This window comes from Sutterella seckii, assembly GCF_009183815.1.
Taxonomy (GTDB): Bacteria; Pseudomonadota; Gammaproteobacteria; order Burkholderiales; family Burkholderiaceae_F; genus Sutterella; species Sutterella seckii.
Map to the genome: position 1 here is coordinate 1 of NZ_WEHX01000021.1, position 15,092 is coordinate 15,092.

General features: G+C 59.6%; 13 protein-coding genes, 1 tRNA gene and 1 pseudogene. 5 read left to right on the forward strand and 10 right to left on the reverse strand.

All coding sequences use genetic code 11. The features are described from left to right. Positions 1–312 (forward strand): annotated as a pseudogene (locus GBM95_RS04915) (integrase core domain-containing protein); the annotation flags it as partial. Positions 313–564: 252 nt separating this feature from the next. On the opposite strand, the gene GBM95_RS04920 reads toward GBM95_RS04915, so the two are convergent. Beyond that, positions 565–780 (reverse strand): hypothetical protein, encoded by a 216-nt coding sequence (locus GBM95_RS04920; protein ID WP_193222577.1) that lies wholly within the window; start codon positions 778–780, stop codon positions 565–567. Here GBM95_RS04920 and GBM95_RS12295 point away from each other — a divergent pair. The 3 genes from GBM95_RS12295 (at position 779) to GBM95_RS04930 (ending at position 2,036) form a co-directional block, all read left to right on the forward strand. Beyond that, positions 779–937 carry a hypothetical protein gene (locus GBM95_RS12295; RefSeq protein ID WP_193222578.1) on the forward strand — a complete coding sequence of 53 codons (159 nt, stop codon included), beginning with the start codon at positions 779–781 and terminating at the stop codon, positions 935–937. The genes GBM95_RS04920 and GBM95_RS12295 overlap by 2 nt on opposite strands. Positions 938–1,002: 65 nt before the next feature. Beyond that, positions 1,003–1,866 carry a formate dehydrogenase accessory sulfurtransferase FdhD gene (gene fdhD, locus GBM95_RS04925; protein ID WP_152158071.1) on the forward strand — a complete coding sequence of 288 codons (864 nt, stop codon included), beginning with the start codon at positions 1,003–1,005 and terminating at the stop codon, positions 1,864–1,866. A gap of 83 nt (positions 1,867–1,949) precedes the next feature. Then, a tRNA-Leu gene (locus GBM95_RS04930) sits at positions 1,950–2,036 on the forward strand. 564 nt (positions 2,037–2,600) lie between these two features. Here GBM95_RS04930 and GBM95_RS04935 read toward each other — a convergent pair. The 4 genes from GBM95_RS04935 to GBM95_RS04950 form a co-directional block, all read right to left on the reverse strand. Beyond that, positions 2,601–5,273: a hypothetical protein gene (locus tag GBM95_RS04935; protein ID WP_152158072.1), complete on the reverse strand. Its 2,673-nt coding sequence runs from the start codon at positions 5,271–5,273 to the stop codon at positions 2,601–2,603. A gap of 290 nt (positions 5,274–5,563) precedes the next feature. Then, complete coding sequence (locus tag GBM95_RS04940; RefSeq protein ID WP_152158073.1) at positions 5,564–7,018, reverse strand: purine-cytosine permease family protein; 1,455 nt, start codon at positions 7,016–7,018, stop codon at positions 5,564–5,566. Between the two features lie 43 nt (positions 7,019–7,061). Next, complete coding sequence (locus tag GBM95_RS04945) at positions 7,062–8,009, reverse strand: PfkB family carbohydrate kinase (RefSeq protein ID WP_152158074.1); 948 nt, start codon at positions 8,007–8,009, stop codon at positions 7,062–7,064. A 19-nt stretch (positions 8,010–8,028) separates the two neighbouring features. After that, positions 8,029–9,045 carry an ADP-ribosylglycohydrolase family protein gene (locus GBM95_RS04950; RefSeq protein ID WP_152158075.1) on the reverse strand — a complete coding sequence of 339 codons (1,017 nt, stop codon included), beginning with the start codon at positions 9,043–9,045 and terminating at the stop codon, positions 8,029–8,031. A gap of 174 nt (positions 9,046–9,219) precedes the next feature. Between GBM95_RS04950 and GBM95_RS04955 the strand changes: the two genes are divergently transcribed. Beyond that, positions 9,220–9,675 carry a type II toxin-antitoxin system HicB family antitoxin gene (locus GBM95_RS04955; RefSeq protein ID WP_152158076.1) on the forward strand — a complete coding sequence of 152 codons (456 nt, stop codon included), beginning with the start codon at positions 9,220–9,222 and terminating at the stop codon, positions 9,673–9,675. Between the two features lie 341 nt (positions 9,676–10,016). Here the strand turns inward: GBM95_RS04955 and GBM95_RS04960 are convergent, their stop codons facing one another. The 5 genes from GBM95_RS04960 to hflK all read right to left on the reverse strand — a co-directional run bounded on the left by GBM95_RS04960 (position 10,017) and on the right by hflK (position 14,904). Next, on the reverse strand, positions 10,017–10,541 hold the full coding sequence (locus GBM95_RS04960) for a phosphoribosyltransferase (RefSeq protein WP_152158077.1): 525 nt from the start codon (positions 10,539–10,541) through the stop codon (positions 10,017–10,019). Between the two features lie 102 nt (positions 10,542–10,643). Then, on the reverse strand, positions 10,644–11,942 hold the full coding sequence (locus GBM95_RS04965; protein ID WP_152158078.1) for an adenylosuccinate synthase: 1,299 nt from the start codon (positions 11,940–11,942) through the stop codon (positions 10,644–10,646). Between the two features lie 251 nt (positions 11,943–12,193). Continuing rightward, positions 12,194–12,403: a DUF2065 domain-containing protein gene (locus tag GBM95_RS04970; protein WP_152158079.1), complete on the reverse strand. Its 210-nt coding sequence runs from the start codon at positions 12,401–12,403 to the stop codon at positions 12,194–12,196. Beyond that, positions 12,400–13,281 (reverse strand): protease modulator HflC, encoded by an 882-nt coding sequence (gene hflC, locus GBM95_RS04975; protein WP_139687942.1) that lies wholly within the window; start codon positions 13,279–13,281, stop codon positions 12,400–12,402. Before hflC ends, GBM95_RS04970 begins: the two co-directional genes overlap by 4 nt. Positions 13,282–13,308: 27 nt before the next feature. Then, positions 13,309–14,904: an FtsH protease activity modulator HflK gene (gene hflK / locus GBM95_RS04980; RefSeq protein WP_152158080.1), complete on the reverse strand. Its 1,596-nt coding sequence runs from the start codon at positions 14,902–14,904 to the stop codon at positions 13,309–13,311. Positions 14,905–15,092: the final 188 nt, after the last annotated feature.

Consider the following 15,092-nt stretch of genomic DNA (forward strand, 5'->3'; position numbering starts at 1 on the left):
AGCGGCGATTACCTGTACCCCCGTGACGGCTTCGACAATGCTGAGGAAGCTGAGCAATGGGTGCAGGGCTTTGTAGACCACTACAACGAGCACCACAGACACCGCGGCATCCGCATGGTAACGCCGGGGCAGCGCTATCGCGGCGAGGACGCGGAGGTGCTGCGCCGACGCAGGGAGACGATGCTGGAGGCTCGCAGACGCCATCCGGAGCGCTGGATCACCGGGAGAGTGCTGAACTGTACGCCGATCAAAGAGGTGTGGCTTAACCCCGAAAATGGACAGTTGGAGGAAAAGCATGCCAAGGCAGCTTGAACAAACGCCCCGCTGCTGCTGCAACAAGGCGTTCGGCGGTTTTCCGCGGGCCTCAGGCTCGGCCTCCTCCTGCCTGAGGAGGCTCATTCTACCGGCCTGCCGACCTCTCCGCGCGAACGGTGCTGCACAGCTGCATCAAAGGTTTTTCTACGGGCCAAAAAACTCTGGGTGAATCCGCCGAAGGCGGAGAGGGCAAAGCCCTCACTGAGCTCAGACTACAACCTACTTTTTAAGAACAAAATCGGCGAAAGCTCACTTGACATTCACCGGAATGTTGTGGTGAGCAAGACGCCGGATATGACCCGAAGTGCCGAGCACCAGATCCGTCTTTTTGGAGACGGCTTCCCGCTCAAACTCCTCGAATGTGCAGAACTTGAGATCGATGCCGCGCGTTTTGAGAAGAGGACCGAGCGCCTTCCTCACCGCCCTCACGATCCGGGTATTGTCCTCAGGATTCGCAAACGCCATGACGGCGATCCGTACGGGAGCCATTTTCTCTTGCGGAGCTCCCTCTGCCGCAAAAGCAAATATTGCGGCAAAAAAGAGGACTGCCGGTCTAAAGGATATCGCCATGGAGAGAAGGAAGAGAATGGGGCTTGTTTTTGTTATTTTCCATCCATTCTAAAGTTTTTTCAATCGAACTAAAGCTGAGCCGCTCACTGCCAGCGACTGTAGACAGGACTTTTCCAAATGCCTGAAGCTTATGCCGAGGATGCTCCCTTTCTCATGATTCCTCAGAGCGAAGAACAATGCGGCGCGCACGGAATTGAAATCGTGCGGCTCATCAACAACACCTCTGCTCCGGATACGGATCTTGTGGCGGAGGAAATTCCCGTGGCGCTCGTCTATAACGGCATTTCGCATGCCGTCATGATGACGACCCCGAATATGCTCGAGGAATTTGCGCTCGGCTTCACGCTTGCCGAGGGCATTGCATCAACGCCGTCCGAAATCTATTCGATCGAGGTAACGGACGGCTGCCGCGGAGGAAAAAATGTCGAACTTGAAATCGCCTCCGAATGCTTCTGGAAGCTGAAGGAGCGCCGCCGCGCCATGACCGGACGCACCGGCTGCGGACTCTGCGGCATCGAGTCTCTCGAGGAGACAATCCGCCCTGTGCCGAAGCTATCCTTTACCCAGACCTTCGACCTCGAGCACTATGACCGGGCGCTCGGCTACCTCGAGGAGGTTGAGGTGCTCGGCCGCCTCACTGGCTGTACCCACGCCGCCGCTTGGGTACTGCCGGATGGAACGCTTGCGGGAGGCGCAGAGGACGTTGGACGCCACGTGGCGCTCGACAAGCTTCTCGGGCTGCGGACGAGGAAGAATTGGCAGGAAGGCGCTCTGGTCATCAGCTCCCGAGCATCCTACGAGATGGTCCAGAAAGCTGCAATGTGCGGCGTTGAGATCATGTTTGCCGTCTCCGCGCCGACAACGCTTGCCATCGAGCTCGCCGAAAAGGCGTGCATCACGCTCGTCGCCTTCTGCAGAAGAGGCCGCGCAAACGTCTACACGCATCCGGAAAGACTCATCGGCATTGGACACAAAGCATGAGGAAGCACGCGCTTAAATGCTTCCGAAGCCGAAGAAGCCTCTTGACATTTTCGCTCCTCTCTGGCAATATTCGCTTCCTACCCGCCCGGGTGGCGAAATTGGTAGACGCACCAGCTTCAGGTGCTGGCGGCTTCACGGCCGTGAAGGTTCGAGTCCTTTCCCGGGCACCAAATACATATCCCGTACCGTCTCAGGCGGTGCGGGATTTCTTTTTATTCAAAGCGTTCGCGTTGCGCGTGTCCTTGTTCACCGAAGGTGAAAATCCCTCCATCCGCGATTTTTCGGGGTAGTTTTTTTCAGCGGCACAAGTTCGCACATCATCAATTGGACTTTTGGAGCGTTAAGAACAGCTCTTATCTACGATTGAATTGACGCTGTCGACTTGTTTCGCAAACGCTCAGCCCATACCCGGACTCAAAAAATCAACGCGGCCCCGTTGGGCTGCTAGTGCAAAAAATGCGATGCCGAATCCAAGCTCTGCTTATTTCCGGCGGGAAAGGTACCAATAGAGAAGTCCCCAGAATACCGGGACTGCCATCCCAACAAGCAACGTAGCCAGTCAAACATTCATTGCAGCATTTCTCCATCATCAAGGACAGATACAAACCTCAAAAGTTTTTCCTGCATTGAGACTGAGGCGGGAAAGGCCGAGACCTTTCCCATCAGCTCCCGAGCATCTCAAGTTCCTGTTGGAAGAGTACCAGAAGCTTCAACACCTCAAGGGACACGCTCCATCAAGCAAGCCCGACCAGACCCTCCTCTTCCGGCAAGACCGGACAGAAATCGCCAACTTCAAGCTTCCTGAAGCCTTCTCCATCACGGACAAATATGTCCCTGTAAGCGTCCTTGACGACATACTGCAGCGCCGGCTCGAGCACCAGCACCTGCTTCACGGTAACTACCAGACTGTTTCTCGGGGTGAGGATGACGCTCAGATCAGGATCGTCGCGCTTGCAGGACGTGAAGTAAAGCTGCGTCTCTCCGCTCCCCTCGCGCGACACCGGCATGACCGCCTCAACGGGCAAGCCTTTTTCCATCACAGCTCTGTCGACAAAGCACCGGTCGTCCGCGTGAGGAAGATCGGCGATCCTCTTCGGAACCGCGTCCGCCTCAACAAGGGGTTTGGGCGCTGGGAAGGCATTCGTGCGGCGGCGCTTCGCGAGAAGGAAAAAGTCCCTGGGCCTTACCGAGAGCACGCCGTCGACGCCGAACTTATCCTCTGCAGTCGCCTCAAGTTCCTTTAAAAAGAGAAGAGAGGCAAACTGAATAGCCTTCCCGTCCTCATCCCAGAGCGGCGCTCTCACGACGTTCTCATGACGGGAGATCAGCACTTCCGTGAAGGGAAAGCCTTTCACGAGCTTCTCGCCCGTCTTCAATTGAAGAACGCCGTAATCACCGTCCTCGAAGCTCCCGTTGATCAGATTGGCTGTGATCATTTCTCCCGCCTGCTCAACGAAGACTTCATAGTCTTCCCCGAGGTCCTTCTTCTCCATCTGCATCACGACTTCATAATGGGCGGCAGGCTCCGGCTGCCCCGGCCGCAGCCGCAGACGCACGCACTCATCGAGGTTCGTCGTGAGAATAAAAACGCGCTTCGGATCTGCTTTCGACTCCACGACGATCGCGTTGATGCCGTTATTGAAAACCCGCCAGGAAAGGATCGGCCCGAGTTCGCGTTCAACCGTCCTGAACCAGGGGAGACCGAAAGCAAGCGGGAGCTTCAGCTCGTTCACCACCGACTGGTTGGTAAAAATCTCGAACTTCATGAGCGCCTGAATCTTCAGTCTCAGAAGGTTCGCGAGCACCTTGTCGCCCCCGGGCGTGTACTGATTGAACTGGAAGGCCCTCACCATGATGCCGATGCGCTCGTCCTGCGAAAACGCTTTCTCCGAAGCATTGAGCTTGAGAAGCTCTACCGCGGCACGCCACCATTCGATGCCGCGCTCGCGCGGAGAGATCCCGCAGAGCTCAGCAAAAAGGCTTTCGAATACTTCCGGCGCCGCCGATTCTCCCGCGGCCAGAATCTGGTTCCTGATCTCATCTGCCTGCCGGGAGGCTTCCATGCTCGCGAGCTGCCGCTGAGGCGTGAGGAGCTGAGCGAGCTTCACCGCAACCAGCCCGAGCGCTATCTCAAAGGCGTCGCGGTCAAAAAAATCGTCCGGATCACGCACATCGGCAATCGTAAAAGGAATGACGCCGGTCCGGACAAATTCATCCCTGAGGTTCCTCTGAAATTCCCGCCAGTTCGAGCCTTTCATGCATATGCCCCTCTGGGGGCGCTGCAGTTTCCTGAACTCATCGTCCGGCGCGCCGCGAAGAAGCAGGCCCCTCAGCTCGATCGCCCAGCGAAGGGCGGCTTCAAGCGGCGTCAAACCGACTTCTCCGAGTTCACGGGAAAGCGCCTCATAGTCCTGAAGACGAAGCCAGTGATGAAGTCTCAGAAAGCGCCTCGCCTCGAGTTTGTAGCGGCGGTCAAACTCTTCCTGCGAGACTACAGCCGCTCTGATTTTCCGGCTGTCAGGGGTGCCTTTAAGCTTGAAGAAGCTTCTCCAGGGAACGGAAGCCTCGCCGGGCATAAGCGCGAGCGCCTCTCTTTCCGCCTTTTCCCAGGCATCAACGTCTCCGTAGAGAGGCTGCACTGCAGACGCCGCCATCAGAACTGTCTGAAGCTCGGATTCCTGACGCTGATCCTCGTTCTCACCCTCACGGTCGAGAGAAAGGAGAAGCTGAATTCCTTCAAGGATGCTGCCCGAGCTGATGAGCCTGAGGCACGTGCCGGCCGTTCCGAGCAAGTCCGGATATTTGAGGATCGTTTCTCTGAGGTACGAAGAAAATTCCGCATGTTCGCCCCGCTCGGACTGTTTTTGATAATGAAACACCTCCCCTGCCTCCTTCCTGAGACCAGCCCGCATCAAACCCTCGACAAGTTTCGCGTGCTTCTCTGCCGGGAGGCCGATTCGAATAAAGAATCCTCCATGCTCGCGCTTGAATTCCGCATAGCTCGTGAGGAGCTCCAGATACTCGTATTCCGCCCGGTCTTCTTTGGAAAGTCCTTCCGGTGCTTGGAATCGCTTTTCAAAAGCTGCGAGCTTCTCGCGGGCGCGATCCGGCCTGTGGCAGACGAGGTCGCCGTAAATCAGAAGGAGCGCCCGTTCCTCAGGACCGATGAGTGAAAGCGACTCGTCGTTCAGATAACCCTGCAGACTCCTCATATAGAACGAAGTCCCGGCTCGTCGAAAAGCTGCGATGAAGGCGTACTTAGCGACGGCCGTCTTTTCTCTTCCTTTCCATTTTCGCCAATGCTGCAGATAGGCCTTGCCTGTATAGATGCCGGGATGAGGACCACCGTGGAGTGCGTCCTCTTTGTCAATAACGATGGAGCCGCTGTAGGAACGGTTGTATTGCATAGATCGGGGAAAAGTCAGGTGAAGCGGTTGAAGGGAACAAGAGGCCGGACTGCAGAGGCTCTAAAGCAGTTTCGAACTCAACTTTTGAGACAATATATACAGATGCTTCTTTCTTACGAAAAATGATATAACGAAAGTAATCATAGCAAAAAATGATACTTTATTTAGAGGCTATTTTCTCAAATTTCCATCCCGCATTCAGGCGCGAAAAAAAAGCGCCTGCAGTTCCCGGACCGCAGACGCTTCTTTTTGAGGTCAGCCCTGATGGTTCAGGGCTTTATGGAGACGCTTTAGTTCGTCGTCTTCGTGTTGCTTCCGATCTTGAGGCCGAAAGTGAGGATCGCGTAGAGAACCGAGCCGATGATCATGGCGGCCACGAGGCCGATGTTGGCGCGGGCAAAGACGCTCCCCTCAGTGCCTTCAGGGAGGAGGAAGCTCACGGCATGGCCGATCCAGGGGTCGGACGACGTGATCGTGCCGAGGCCGATGACGGTCGCGACGAGGAGCGACCCGAAGGCCGTCCAGCGGATCGACTCGCCGCCTTCGGAAGGCGGAAGCGCAAGGTCGGTGTTCCAGCCGAGACGCTTCTGACGGATGAGGTCGACCATCTCAATGGCGCCCCAGGAGCCCATTACCACGGAAATGAGCGCGAGGAAGGACTGGAAGGTCGAGACGAAGCTGTCCGAAATAAAGAGGAGGTAGTAGGCGCCGAGCGCGATGATGACGCCGTTCAGAATCGTCGTGCCCAGGCGGCTCATCGGGACGCCCAGCGCGAGGAGCGCAAGGCCCGAGGAGTAGATGCCCGTCATGCCCGCGCTGATGAGCGAGATGATGACGATGAAGGAGAAGGGAACGTAGAACCAGAAAGGCAGAATGCCGGTGAGGGCCGCGAGGGGCTCGTGGTTCGCCTTCTCAAGGAGCTCAGGGTTGCCGACGGCAAGCATGACGCCGAGGATGAGAAGAACCGAAACCGGAAGCGCGATGCCGGTGGTCGTCCAGAAGATGACGCTCTTCGCCTCGCTCTTTCTCGGGAGATAGCGCGCGTAGTCGCCGCCGTAGTTGAGGAACCCGAGACCCACCATCGTCATCGAGAGCACGATGCCGCCGATGAAGGTGGCGAAATTCCCCGAGGGAACGCTGTCGAGCACCGAGAAATTGATGTTGGGGATGAAGAAGAAGAGATAGACGATGGTGAAGAGGCCCGTGAGCCAGGCAATCACCTTCTCAATCTTGATGATGAGCTGGTGGCCGTAGATGGCGCCGCTCATCGTGAGCAGAAGGACGACGATGAAGCATCCGAGCGTGCAGCTCTTCAGGGGCATGCCGTTATCGCCCATGAGGGAAGGAATGAGGTTTCCCATCACGTCGGCAAGCGTCGTCGTCGCCATCGAGAGGAGCGTCACCTTCCAGCCCATGTTAGCGAGGTAGCCGAAGAAGGTCGGGAATTTGTTCCCGTGGTAGCCGAAGGCAAGACGCGACTGAACGAGCGTGGGAAGGCCCGTGCGGACGCTGCCGACGGCGAGAATGCCTACGAGCGCGCAGGAGAGGAAGTAGCCGATCACGCCGGCAAGCATGGCCTGCCAGACCGAAAGGCCGAGCCCGAACACGTAGATGCCGAGCGTGATGCCGAAAATGGAAATGTTCCAGGAGAACCAGACCGGGAAAAGATCAAAGGGGCGCCCGTAGCGTTCGCTGTCGGGTACCGGATTGACGCCGTTGGTTTCAATGCGGGATGCGTCAGACATAGTCTTTTATGTTTCCGAGGGTTGAAGAAAATCGGTTTTTAGTTTATTTCGCGTAGAGCGCCCTGAGGGTCCGAAGGTCCGGAGCCGTGGCGGCGCCTTCCTGCGCCGTCACCCAGCTCGCCACGGCGTTGCCGAGGAGGACGGCTTCCGGGAGCGTGAAGCCGCTCATGAGGCCGGCGAGAATGCCGCCCGCATGGGCGTCGCCCGAACCAATGGTGTCGATCACGCGCGTGGGGAATCCCGGCACGCGGACGGCGTCGCCATCTTCAGCGGCGATGGCGCCGTGCGCGCCGTCGGTAACCACGACGGAGCCGCCCGTCATGCGGGAGAGCTCGCGCGCGGCGTCCTCTGCAGAGGTGCAGGGTGCAAGGATCTGCGCTTCGGCGGCATTCACCTTGAGAATCGTATTGGCGCAGAGAATATCGGCCATCATGCGCTCGGGGATGCGCCCTGCGCAGGGACCCGGATCAAAGAGAATCCGCGCATCCGGGCGCTTTCTTGCGAGGAGCTCGGCAATGAACGCTTCATTGCGGACGTCCGCCTGGTAGCCCGAGAGATAGAAAAGATCCTGCTCCTCAGGCGTCACAGCCTGAAGCCAGGACGGACGGAAGCACTTTTCAATCCCCGACATGGAGATGAAGGTTCTTTCGCCGGAGGGCTCCACGAAGGAGAGGCACCAGCCGTTGTCGCCGAGATCCGGATAAAGGCGCAGCGGGTAGCCCCGCACGCGGAAGCTCTCGCGCACGCGATCGGCAATCATGCCTTCGCCCACCGGGATCAGAGGCTCGAAGGGGAGCCCGAGCTTATAGAGCACGTCGGCAGCGTTGTAGGCGCAGCCGCCCACGAGCTGCTGCCGGCTCGTGCCCTCAACGTCCTCGCCCGAAAGCGGCAGACGCGGCACATGAACGATCACGTCGACGAAGGCGCTTCCGATGATGAGAAGACGCTTTTCGGGCGTGAGCGAATCGAGGAGCTCCGTAATGCCTCGCATGCAAGTCTCCTCTCTTCAATCAATAGTGGAAGCGGCTGCGGCCGTCAATAATCTCCTCGGCAAGCCCGCGGAAGTCGAGGCTGTTGATGCGCTCGAGCTCAGCGATGCGCTCGGCCGGGAAGGCGTCAAGACCCGTCTTCGCGCCGCAGATGGCGGCGGCCATCGAGCCGATCGTGTCGGTGTCGCCCCCCATGTTGGCGGCAAGCACCGCGGCGCGCCAGGGATCGCGGCACCAAAGCGCGATGCAGAGGGCGGCCGTGACGGATTCGCTCGTCATCGTGCCGGTACCGATCACGTCGTAGATGAAGCGGCTCGCCGCCTCGTCGTCGACTTCATTTCTCTTCGGAAGCATCACGCGCTCGAAGACCTCAAGTCGCGACAGAATACTCGCGGCCCAGGTGGGTTCGCCGAGCCGCATCGCGATCGGGTGAATCACCTTCATGTCGGCGCTGATCTCGTCCCAGCTTCTGCCGGCAATGCCGCTCGCCACGGCCTGGGCGACCATGGAGGCGCCGGAAATGGCGACGTCGGTCGAATGGGTAACGGAGCTCACCCCCGCAACCGTGCGGGCAAGGAGCTCATGCTCGGAAAAGTCGATGAGGCAGCCCACTGGGGCAATGCGCATGGCGGCGCCGTTCGTGAGCGAAAGCTTCGTGACGGGCTTCGGATCCTCGCCCTTGCTCCAGGCAAGGAGCGACGCCTTAGACGACGGCCCGAGGAGATTGATTTCGAACCCGTTCATCGAGCGCACCCAGTCGAGAAGGTCGTCAGCGAGAACCTTCGCCTCGGGCACGGTGCCGGCCTTGAGAAGCGCCTTCAGGATCACAAAGGCCTGGGCGGAATCGTCCGTATAGTGGCCGGCCTTGAAGTAGCAGGCGACGATGTTGTCTTCGGGGCCGTCGATAAAGCGGTCGATGTGCCCGAAGCGAGCGCGCACCTTTTCGCGCGGCCAGAGTTCGCCCGGAACACCCAGGGCATCGCCGAGCACCATGCCGGCAAGAGCGCCGGCAATATGATTGAGGGTTGCAGTCGTCATTTTGTCTAGCCCGAAGGAAATCGGTTGTATTGCTGAGCGGTGCGGAGAATAGCAGAGGCCGTGGCCTCATTCCACTCCCCGCGCGCCTAAGGCGCATGATTTTATGGATTTCCGAAATTCCCGTGGAAAAGGCAGAATTTAAGCGGCTCCCTTCTGGCTTTCCTCTCATCTCTCATGAATCAGATTCCGCTCATCTACCGCTACCGCATTGAACGCCGCCCCGACGGCTACCGCTTCCGCTTTCCCGACCTGAAGGAAGCGGACTTCACCGCAGAAACAGCGGAAGACGGCGTCCGGAACGCCCCGGACCATCTTGCCCGGGCGCTCGTCGCGCGGATCCATGAGAAGAATCCGCCTGCAACGGAGCGGGCGCATAAGGGGGAAGGCATCGCGCAGATTCCGCCTTCGCTCGCGGCAAAGATTCTCTTCATTGCGAGATCCGAAGAGGTAGGCATGTACCCGGCGGAGCTCGCACGGCGCCTCAGCATGAAGCCTCAGGAAGTGCATCGCATCTACCGGCTCGAGCACGCGACGAAGATCGATACCATCAATATGGCGCTCAATGCCGTCGGATCGCGGATCGCGCTCTCGGTAGAGCCGCTCGAAGGCGGTTCCTCAAAAATGAGCTGAAGAGCTGCCTACCTTCTCATCCGCGCCGCACTCTTCACGCGGCAGTGCGGGAAGCATCACCGGAGATGCTCTCAGGAGGCGCCGTCATTCAATCATTCGTGAATGAATGATTGAATGATTGATGAAAGCATGGGATGCAGAAACCAATTGTTTTCACTGGATTCATGCATTTTCCCCAACACTCATATCATCATTCATACCATCATGGATACGATCAACATACGATCATGATCGTATGAATGATGCTATCGAATGAGGCAGCCGGATGCCGGAACAAAAAAACGGCGAAGCGGAAATTCCACTCTTCGCCGTTTTTTTTCGTCAGTCCGGGATCAGCGAGATCAGGCCTTCTGAGCTTCCTGAGCCTCGACGCGCTCGATGAGCTTCTCGGGCCCGAGATCGTCGTAGCACTCGAAGGGCTGATGAATCCAGGGATTGTCCTCGAGGTAGTCGACGTGCCAGTCGGGCTTCAGGATCGAGTGAGCCTTCCACCAGAGAACGGCCACGCGGATTTCAGTGATTTCCGGATAGCGCTTTTTGAGGTGCTCGATCACTTCCTTGATGGTCTTGCCCGAGTCGACCATGTCGTCGACGAGAAGGACCTTGCCCTTCAGGGTCGCAAGGCCGGTCATGCATTCCGCAATGTCGAGCGTGCTCTGAACGGTGCCCTTGGCTTCACGGTAGGAGCTCGTCGCGAGAATGGCGAGGGGCTTGCTGAAGACGCGGCTGAAGAAGTCGCCGGGGCGCATGCCGCCGCGGGAGAGGCAGAGGAGGCAGTCGAACTGCCAGCCGCTCTTGGCAACGTTGTAGACGAGCTTCTCATTGAGACGAATGTACTCGTCCCAGCTGTAGGTAATGTCGGACATGGGGGAGTCTCGAAGCAGAAGAAAGAGAGGGCAAAAGGGAAAAAACGACGGGCGGCAAGGATGACCCGGCCGCCCGCAGCGTTTGGGATTCAGCGCGCCATTTTAGTCGGCGAACGGATCCGTGTGAAGAATGGTCTGCTCGCGGTCAGGGCCCGTGGAGACGAGCGCGATCGGGGCGCCCGCGACTTCAGAGAGACGCGTGAGGTACTGGCGGGCGGATTCCGGAAGCTGATCCCATTCCTTGACGCCGAAGGTGCTTTCCTTCCAGCCGGGGAATTCTTCGTAGATCGGCTCGCACTTCGCAACCGCATCAGCGCCCGAAGGCATCACCTTGAGGGTCTTTCCTTCATAGTGGTAGCCGACGCCCAAGCGAATCGTTTCGAGGCCGTCGAGAACGTCGAGCTTCATCACGGCAAGACCCGTGATGCCGTTGATCTGGACCGCGCGGCGAAGCGCCGCGCCGTCGAACCAGCCGCAGCGGCGGGGACGACCCGTCACGGCGCCGAATTCATTGCCCTTCTGGCGAAGCGCCTCGCCCTGGGCGTCGTTGAGTTCCGTCGGGAAGGGACCTTCGCCCACGCGGGTGCAGTAGGCCTTCGTGATGCCGAGGACGTAGTTGAGCTTTTCGGGGCCGACGCCGGCGCCGGCGCAGGCGGAGCCCGCAACGGTGTTGGACGAAGTGACGTACGGATAGGTGCCGTGGTCGATGTCGAGCATCGAGCCCTGAGCGCCTTCAAAGAGGAAGCTCTTGCCGGCGTCCATTTCCTCGTGGAGGACTTCGGAGACGTCCGTCACCATCGGACGCAGGCGTTCCGCATAGGCGAGCGTGTCGGCGATCACCTTTTCCGGATCAAGGGGCTGGGCGCCGAGGAACTTCTCAAGCACGAAGTTGTGAAGCTTCATCACGGCGCGGACGATTTCAGCAAAGCGCTCGGGGTAGTAGAGGTCGGCAACGCGCACGGTGCGGCGGGCGATCTTGTCTTCATAAGCCGGGCCGATGCCGCGGCCCGTGGTGCCGATCTTCTTGCTGCCGAGCGCAGCTTCGCGCGCCTGGTCGAGCGCAATGTGATACGGCATGATGAGCGGGCAGTTGCCGGAAACGCGCAGGCGCTTCTCAACGTTGGGCACGCCCACGGCATTCAATTCATCCACTTCGCGGAAGAAAGCCTCGGGCGAGAAGACCACGCCGTTGCCGATGTAGCAGGTGCTCGTGGCATGCATGATGCCCGACGGGATGAGGCGCAGAATCGTCTTCTTGCCATTGATCACGAGCGTATGGCCCGCATTGTGGCCGCCGTTGAAGCGAACGACGCCGGCAGCGCGCTCGGTAAGCCAGTCGACAATCTTGCCCTTGCCTTCGTCGCCCCACTGAGCGCCGATCACGACAACATTCTTGCCCATTTGTATACCTTTAGAGAAACTCTTGGTCTGGTTTTATGGGAACCCGCGGCGGAGGGAAGAAGGGCCGAAACCCCGTCGCTCGCGCTAAGCGAATTCCGGAAACAGAAGAAAACGCGGGAAGAAGAGTCCCCGCAACGCAATCGTCACGATAGCACAGACATGCGCGCGCGACGATTCCCGATGGAATCGGGAGCGCCGGAGCCGCCGGACTTCTGCCGCCACGCAGGCTCCGTGAGCACTTTGCCCGATCATCAGGGTGACGGAACGCTCCCGAGGAAGGTCCAGACGATGACGAGCCCGATCGCGACAATCACGCCCGCAGCGCCCCTCAGGGCGGAGTCGGGCGCGCGCGAGAGCTCTTCAATCATCCGGCGCCAGCGGGCGGGGGCGATGAGGGGCGTAATCCCCTCAAAGATCATCACCCACCCGAGGGCGAGGCCGAGCACTTCCCAACCGTTCATTTGGCGGCCTCAGCCTTTTCCTTCTTCAGATAGGTGAAGAAGTCGGCGGAAGGATCGACCACCATGACGTCCGACTTCTGGCTGAAGCTCGAGCGATAGGCTTCGAGAGACCGGTAGAAGCGCGCGAACTCAGGATCTGCGCCGAAGGCTTCGGCATAAATCCGGGCGGCTTCGCCGTCGCCCTCGCCCTTCGTCTTCTGCGCATCGCGATAAGCCTCGGCGAGGATCACCTCGCTCTGGCGGTCTGCGCTCGCGCGGATGCGCTCGGCCTGAGCGGCGCCCTTGCTGCGTTCTTCGGAAGCAACGCGCTTGCGTTCGGCTTCCATGCGGCTGTAGACGGATTCGGAAATTTCAGGCGTGAAGTCGACGCGCTTCATGCGCACGTCGACGATGTCGATGCCGACGTCCTTCACGCGGGCCTGGAGAAGCTCGGAAATTTCCGACATTGCCTTTTCACGTTCGGACGAGGTGATCTGATTCACCGTGCGCTTGTTGACGGCGATGTTGAGCACGTCGCGCAGGAGCGCCGCGAGACGGTCCGAAGCCGCGCGCTCGCTTCCCTGGAAGGAGACCCAGTAGAGGCGGGGGTTCCCGATTCTCCACTTCACGAACGTGTCGATCATGAGGTTCTTCTTCTCGCTCGTCTGCACGAGGTCCGCGCCCGAGGTGTCGAGCGTGAGGAGACGCTTGTCGAGGTAGACCACGTTCTGCAGGGGCGGAGGGAGCTTGAAGTGAATGCCGGGTTCGTCAACGACGTGCTTAAGTTCGCCGAGCGCAAAGACCATCGCGTACTCGCGCTCGCCTACCGTATAGATGCACATCTGCCCGATGCCGAGAACGACAAGAAGGCCAACGATCAGTGAGGAAAGTTTTCTCATTTCAAAATGCTCTTGGGCGAATAGGTCTTAACGGGTGCGGGCGCGGATCATGGCGCGCGGATCGTCTTCAGTCTGATAGGAAGCCCCGGCGTAGCCCGAGCTGCGGGCGGCGGGCTGAGGGTCGCCTGCGGCAGTCCCCGAAGCGCCCATCGTGGCGAGGGTCGCGGCGTCGGCAGCCTTGTCGGCAGCGCTTCTCGCATCCTTCTTCGTCGCCTCAACAATCTTGTCGAGCGGGAGGTAGAGGAGGTTCGAGCCGCCCTTCTGGTCGACGTAGATCTTCGAAACGTTCCCGTAGATCTCGCGCATCGTGTCGACATAGATGCGGTCGCGGGTCACTTCCGGAGCCTTCTTGTATTCATTGAAGACTGAGGAGAAGCGGTCCGCATCGCCCCGCGCCATTTCGGTCACGCGGGCCTTGTAGCCCTCGGCCTCTTCCTTGAGGCGCGCGGCAGTACCCTGCGCCTTCGGGAGAACGGCGTTCATGTAGGCTTCGCCCAGGTTGATCGCGCGCTCGCGGTCCTGACCGGCCTTGACGGCGTCGTTGAAGGCGGCCTGAACCTGTTCGGGCGGCTGCGCATTCTGAATGGCGACGCTCATCACCTCGATGCCGGTGCCGTAGCGGTCAAGCATCGTCTGCATGGACTTCCTTACGGCCTCGGCAATTTCCGCCTTCGACTCGAAGAGAACGCTGTCCATGGTCTTTCGGCCGACAACCTCGCGCATGGCGGATTCAGCGGCCTGCGTCACCGACATGTCGGGCGAGCGGGAATTGAAGAGGAATTCCTTCGCGCCGTCGCCCGACTTGATGCGGTACTGGACATTAAACTGCACGTCGACGATGTTTTCGTCGTCGGTGAGCATCAGCGCCTCGCGCAGGCGGTCGCTCGAGCCGCGCATGCCGATCTGGGTCGTGCGCACGCTGCTCACGTCGACGAGCTCGACGTCCTGAATGGGCGCGGGCATGTGCCAGTTGAAGCCCGGCCCCGTCGACTTGGCGTACCGGCCGAAGGTCGTGACGACGCCCGTCTGGCCTTCCGGAACAATGTAGAAGCCGCTCGCGGCCCAGCCGACAACGACGCAGAGCGCCAGAATGCCGAGACCGAAATTGCCGGTATTGAAGGCGAGCTGACGGGGCGGGCGCGGAACGCGGCTCATGAAGCCCTGCGGTCCCTCGCCTCTTCCGCCGCCGTTTCCGTCACTGCGGGGCGCTTCGCGCATCTCGGGCGCCGGATTGGCGCGGGGAGAGTCGCTGCGCTGGCAGCGGCCGGACGCATTCTCGTCCTCATCGTCGCGGGAAAAATCGTCGCGGCTCTTCAGCTGACTTCTCGGATCCTTCCTGTCGCGCTTCTGCCCGCCCGGATTCATGATGGAATTGATGAGGTCCGAAAACTCTCCCCAGAGGCGATCGAGATCCTCCTCGCGGCGGGCGCCGTCGGGGTTGCGGTCGCGATCGTTCTGTCCGCGGGCATCGCGTCCGTCGGCGCGGCGGTCATCATTGGCGGGAGCGCGGTCGTCGCGCCCGCCGTCCTGGCGTTCATCCTTTTCCTGGCCGTTCTGACGGCCATCCTGCTTATCCTGCGGCTCGTCGGAACCGCGGCCCCACCGGGGGTCATTCAGCGACATGTATGTTGCTCCGATCGGGCGGCATCTCGGCCGCCATCTGTGGTCAGACAATGAACTTTCGATTCTAGCCGCTTGCAGAGGCTATCACCCGGAGAAAACCGTTAGATTTCATGAATTCTTCAGTTTCCCGCCGCCCGCATGACGAAGGAAGCGGAAATCCTTTTCCAAACGTCTCCTTTCGGCCAAAA

What these genes read in the sequence shown, in the direction of transcription:
- GBM95_RS12295 (WP_193222578.1), top strand. Translation starts at nt 779, where the DNA reads ATGACGGCGATCCGTACGGGAGCCATTTTCTCTTGCGGAGCTCCCTCT.
- GBM95_RS04920 (WP_193222577.1), bottom strand. Translation starts at nt 780, where the DNA reads ATGGCGTTTGCGAATCCTGAGGACAATACCCGGATCGTGAGGGCGGTG.
- fdhD (WP_152158071.1), top strand. Translation starts at nt 1,003, where the DNA reads ATGCCTGAAGCTTATGCCGAGGATGCTCCCTTTCTCATGATTCCTCAG.
- GBM95_RS04935 (WP_152158072.1), bottom strand. Translation starts at nt 5,273, where the DNA reads ATGCAATACAACCGTTCCTACAGCGGCTCCATCGTTATTGACAAAGAG.
- GBM95_RS04940 (WP_152158073.1), bottom strand. Translation starts at nt 7,018, where the DNA reads ATGTCTGACGCATCCCGCATTGAAACCAACGGCGTCAATCCGGTACCC.
- GBM95_RS04945 (WP_152158074.1), bottom strand. Translation starts at nt 8,009, where the DNA reads ATGCGAGGCATTACGGAGCTCCTCGATTCGCTCACGCCCGAAAAGCGT.
- GBM95_RS04950 (WP_152158075.1), bottom strand. Translation starts at nt 9,045, where the DNA reads ATGACGACTGCAACCCTCAATCATATTGCCGGCGCTCTTGCCGGCATG.
- GBM95_RS04955 (WP_152158076.1), top strand. Translation starts at nt 9,220, where the DNA reads ATGAATCAGATTCCGCTCATCTACCGCTACCGCATTGAACGCCGCCCC.
- GBM95_RS04960 (WP_152158077.1), bottom strand. Translation starts at nt 10,541, where the DNA reads ATGTCCGACATTACCTACAGCTGGGACGAGTACATTCGTCTCAATGAG.
- GBM95_RS04965 (WP_152158078.1), bottom strand. Translation starts at nt 11,942, where the DNA reads ATGGGCAAGAATGTTGTCGTGATCGGCGCTCAGTGGGGCGACGAAGGC.
- GBM95_RS04970 (WP_152158079.1), bottom strand. Translation starts at nt 12,403, where the DNA reads ATGAACGGTTGGGAAGTGCTCGGCCTCGCCCTCGGGTGGGTGATGATC.
- hflC (WP_139687942.1), bottom strand. Translation starts at nt 13,281, where the DNA reads ATGAGAAAACTTTCCTCACTGATCGTTGGCCTTCTTGTCGTTCTCGGC.
- hflK (WP_152158080.1), bottom strand. Translation starts at nt 14,904, where the DNA reads ATGTCGCTGAATGACCCCCGGTGGGGCCGCGGTTCCGACGAGCCGCAG.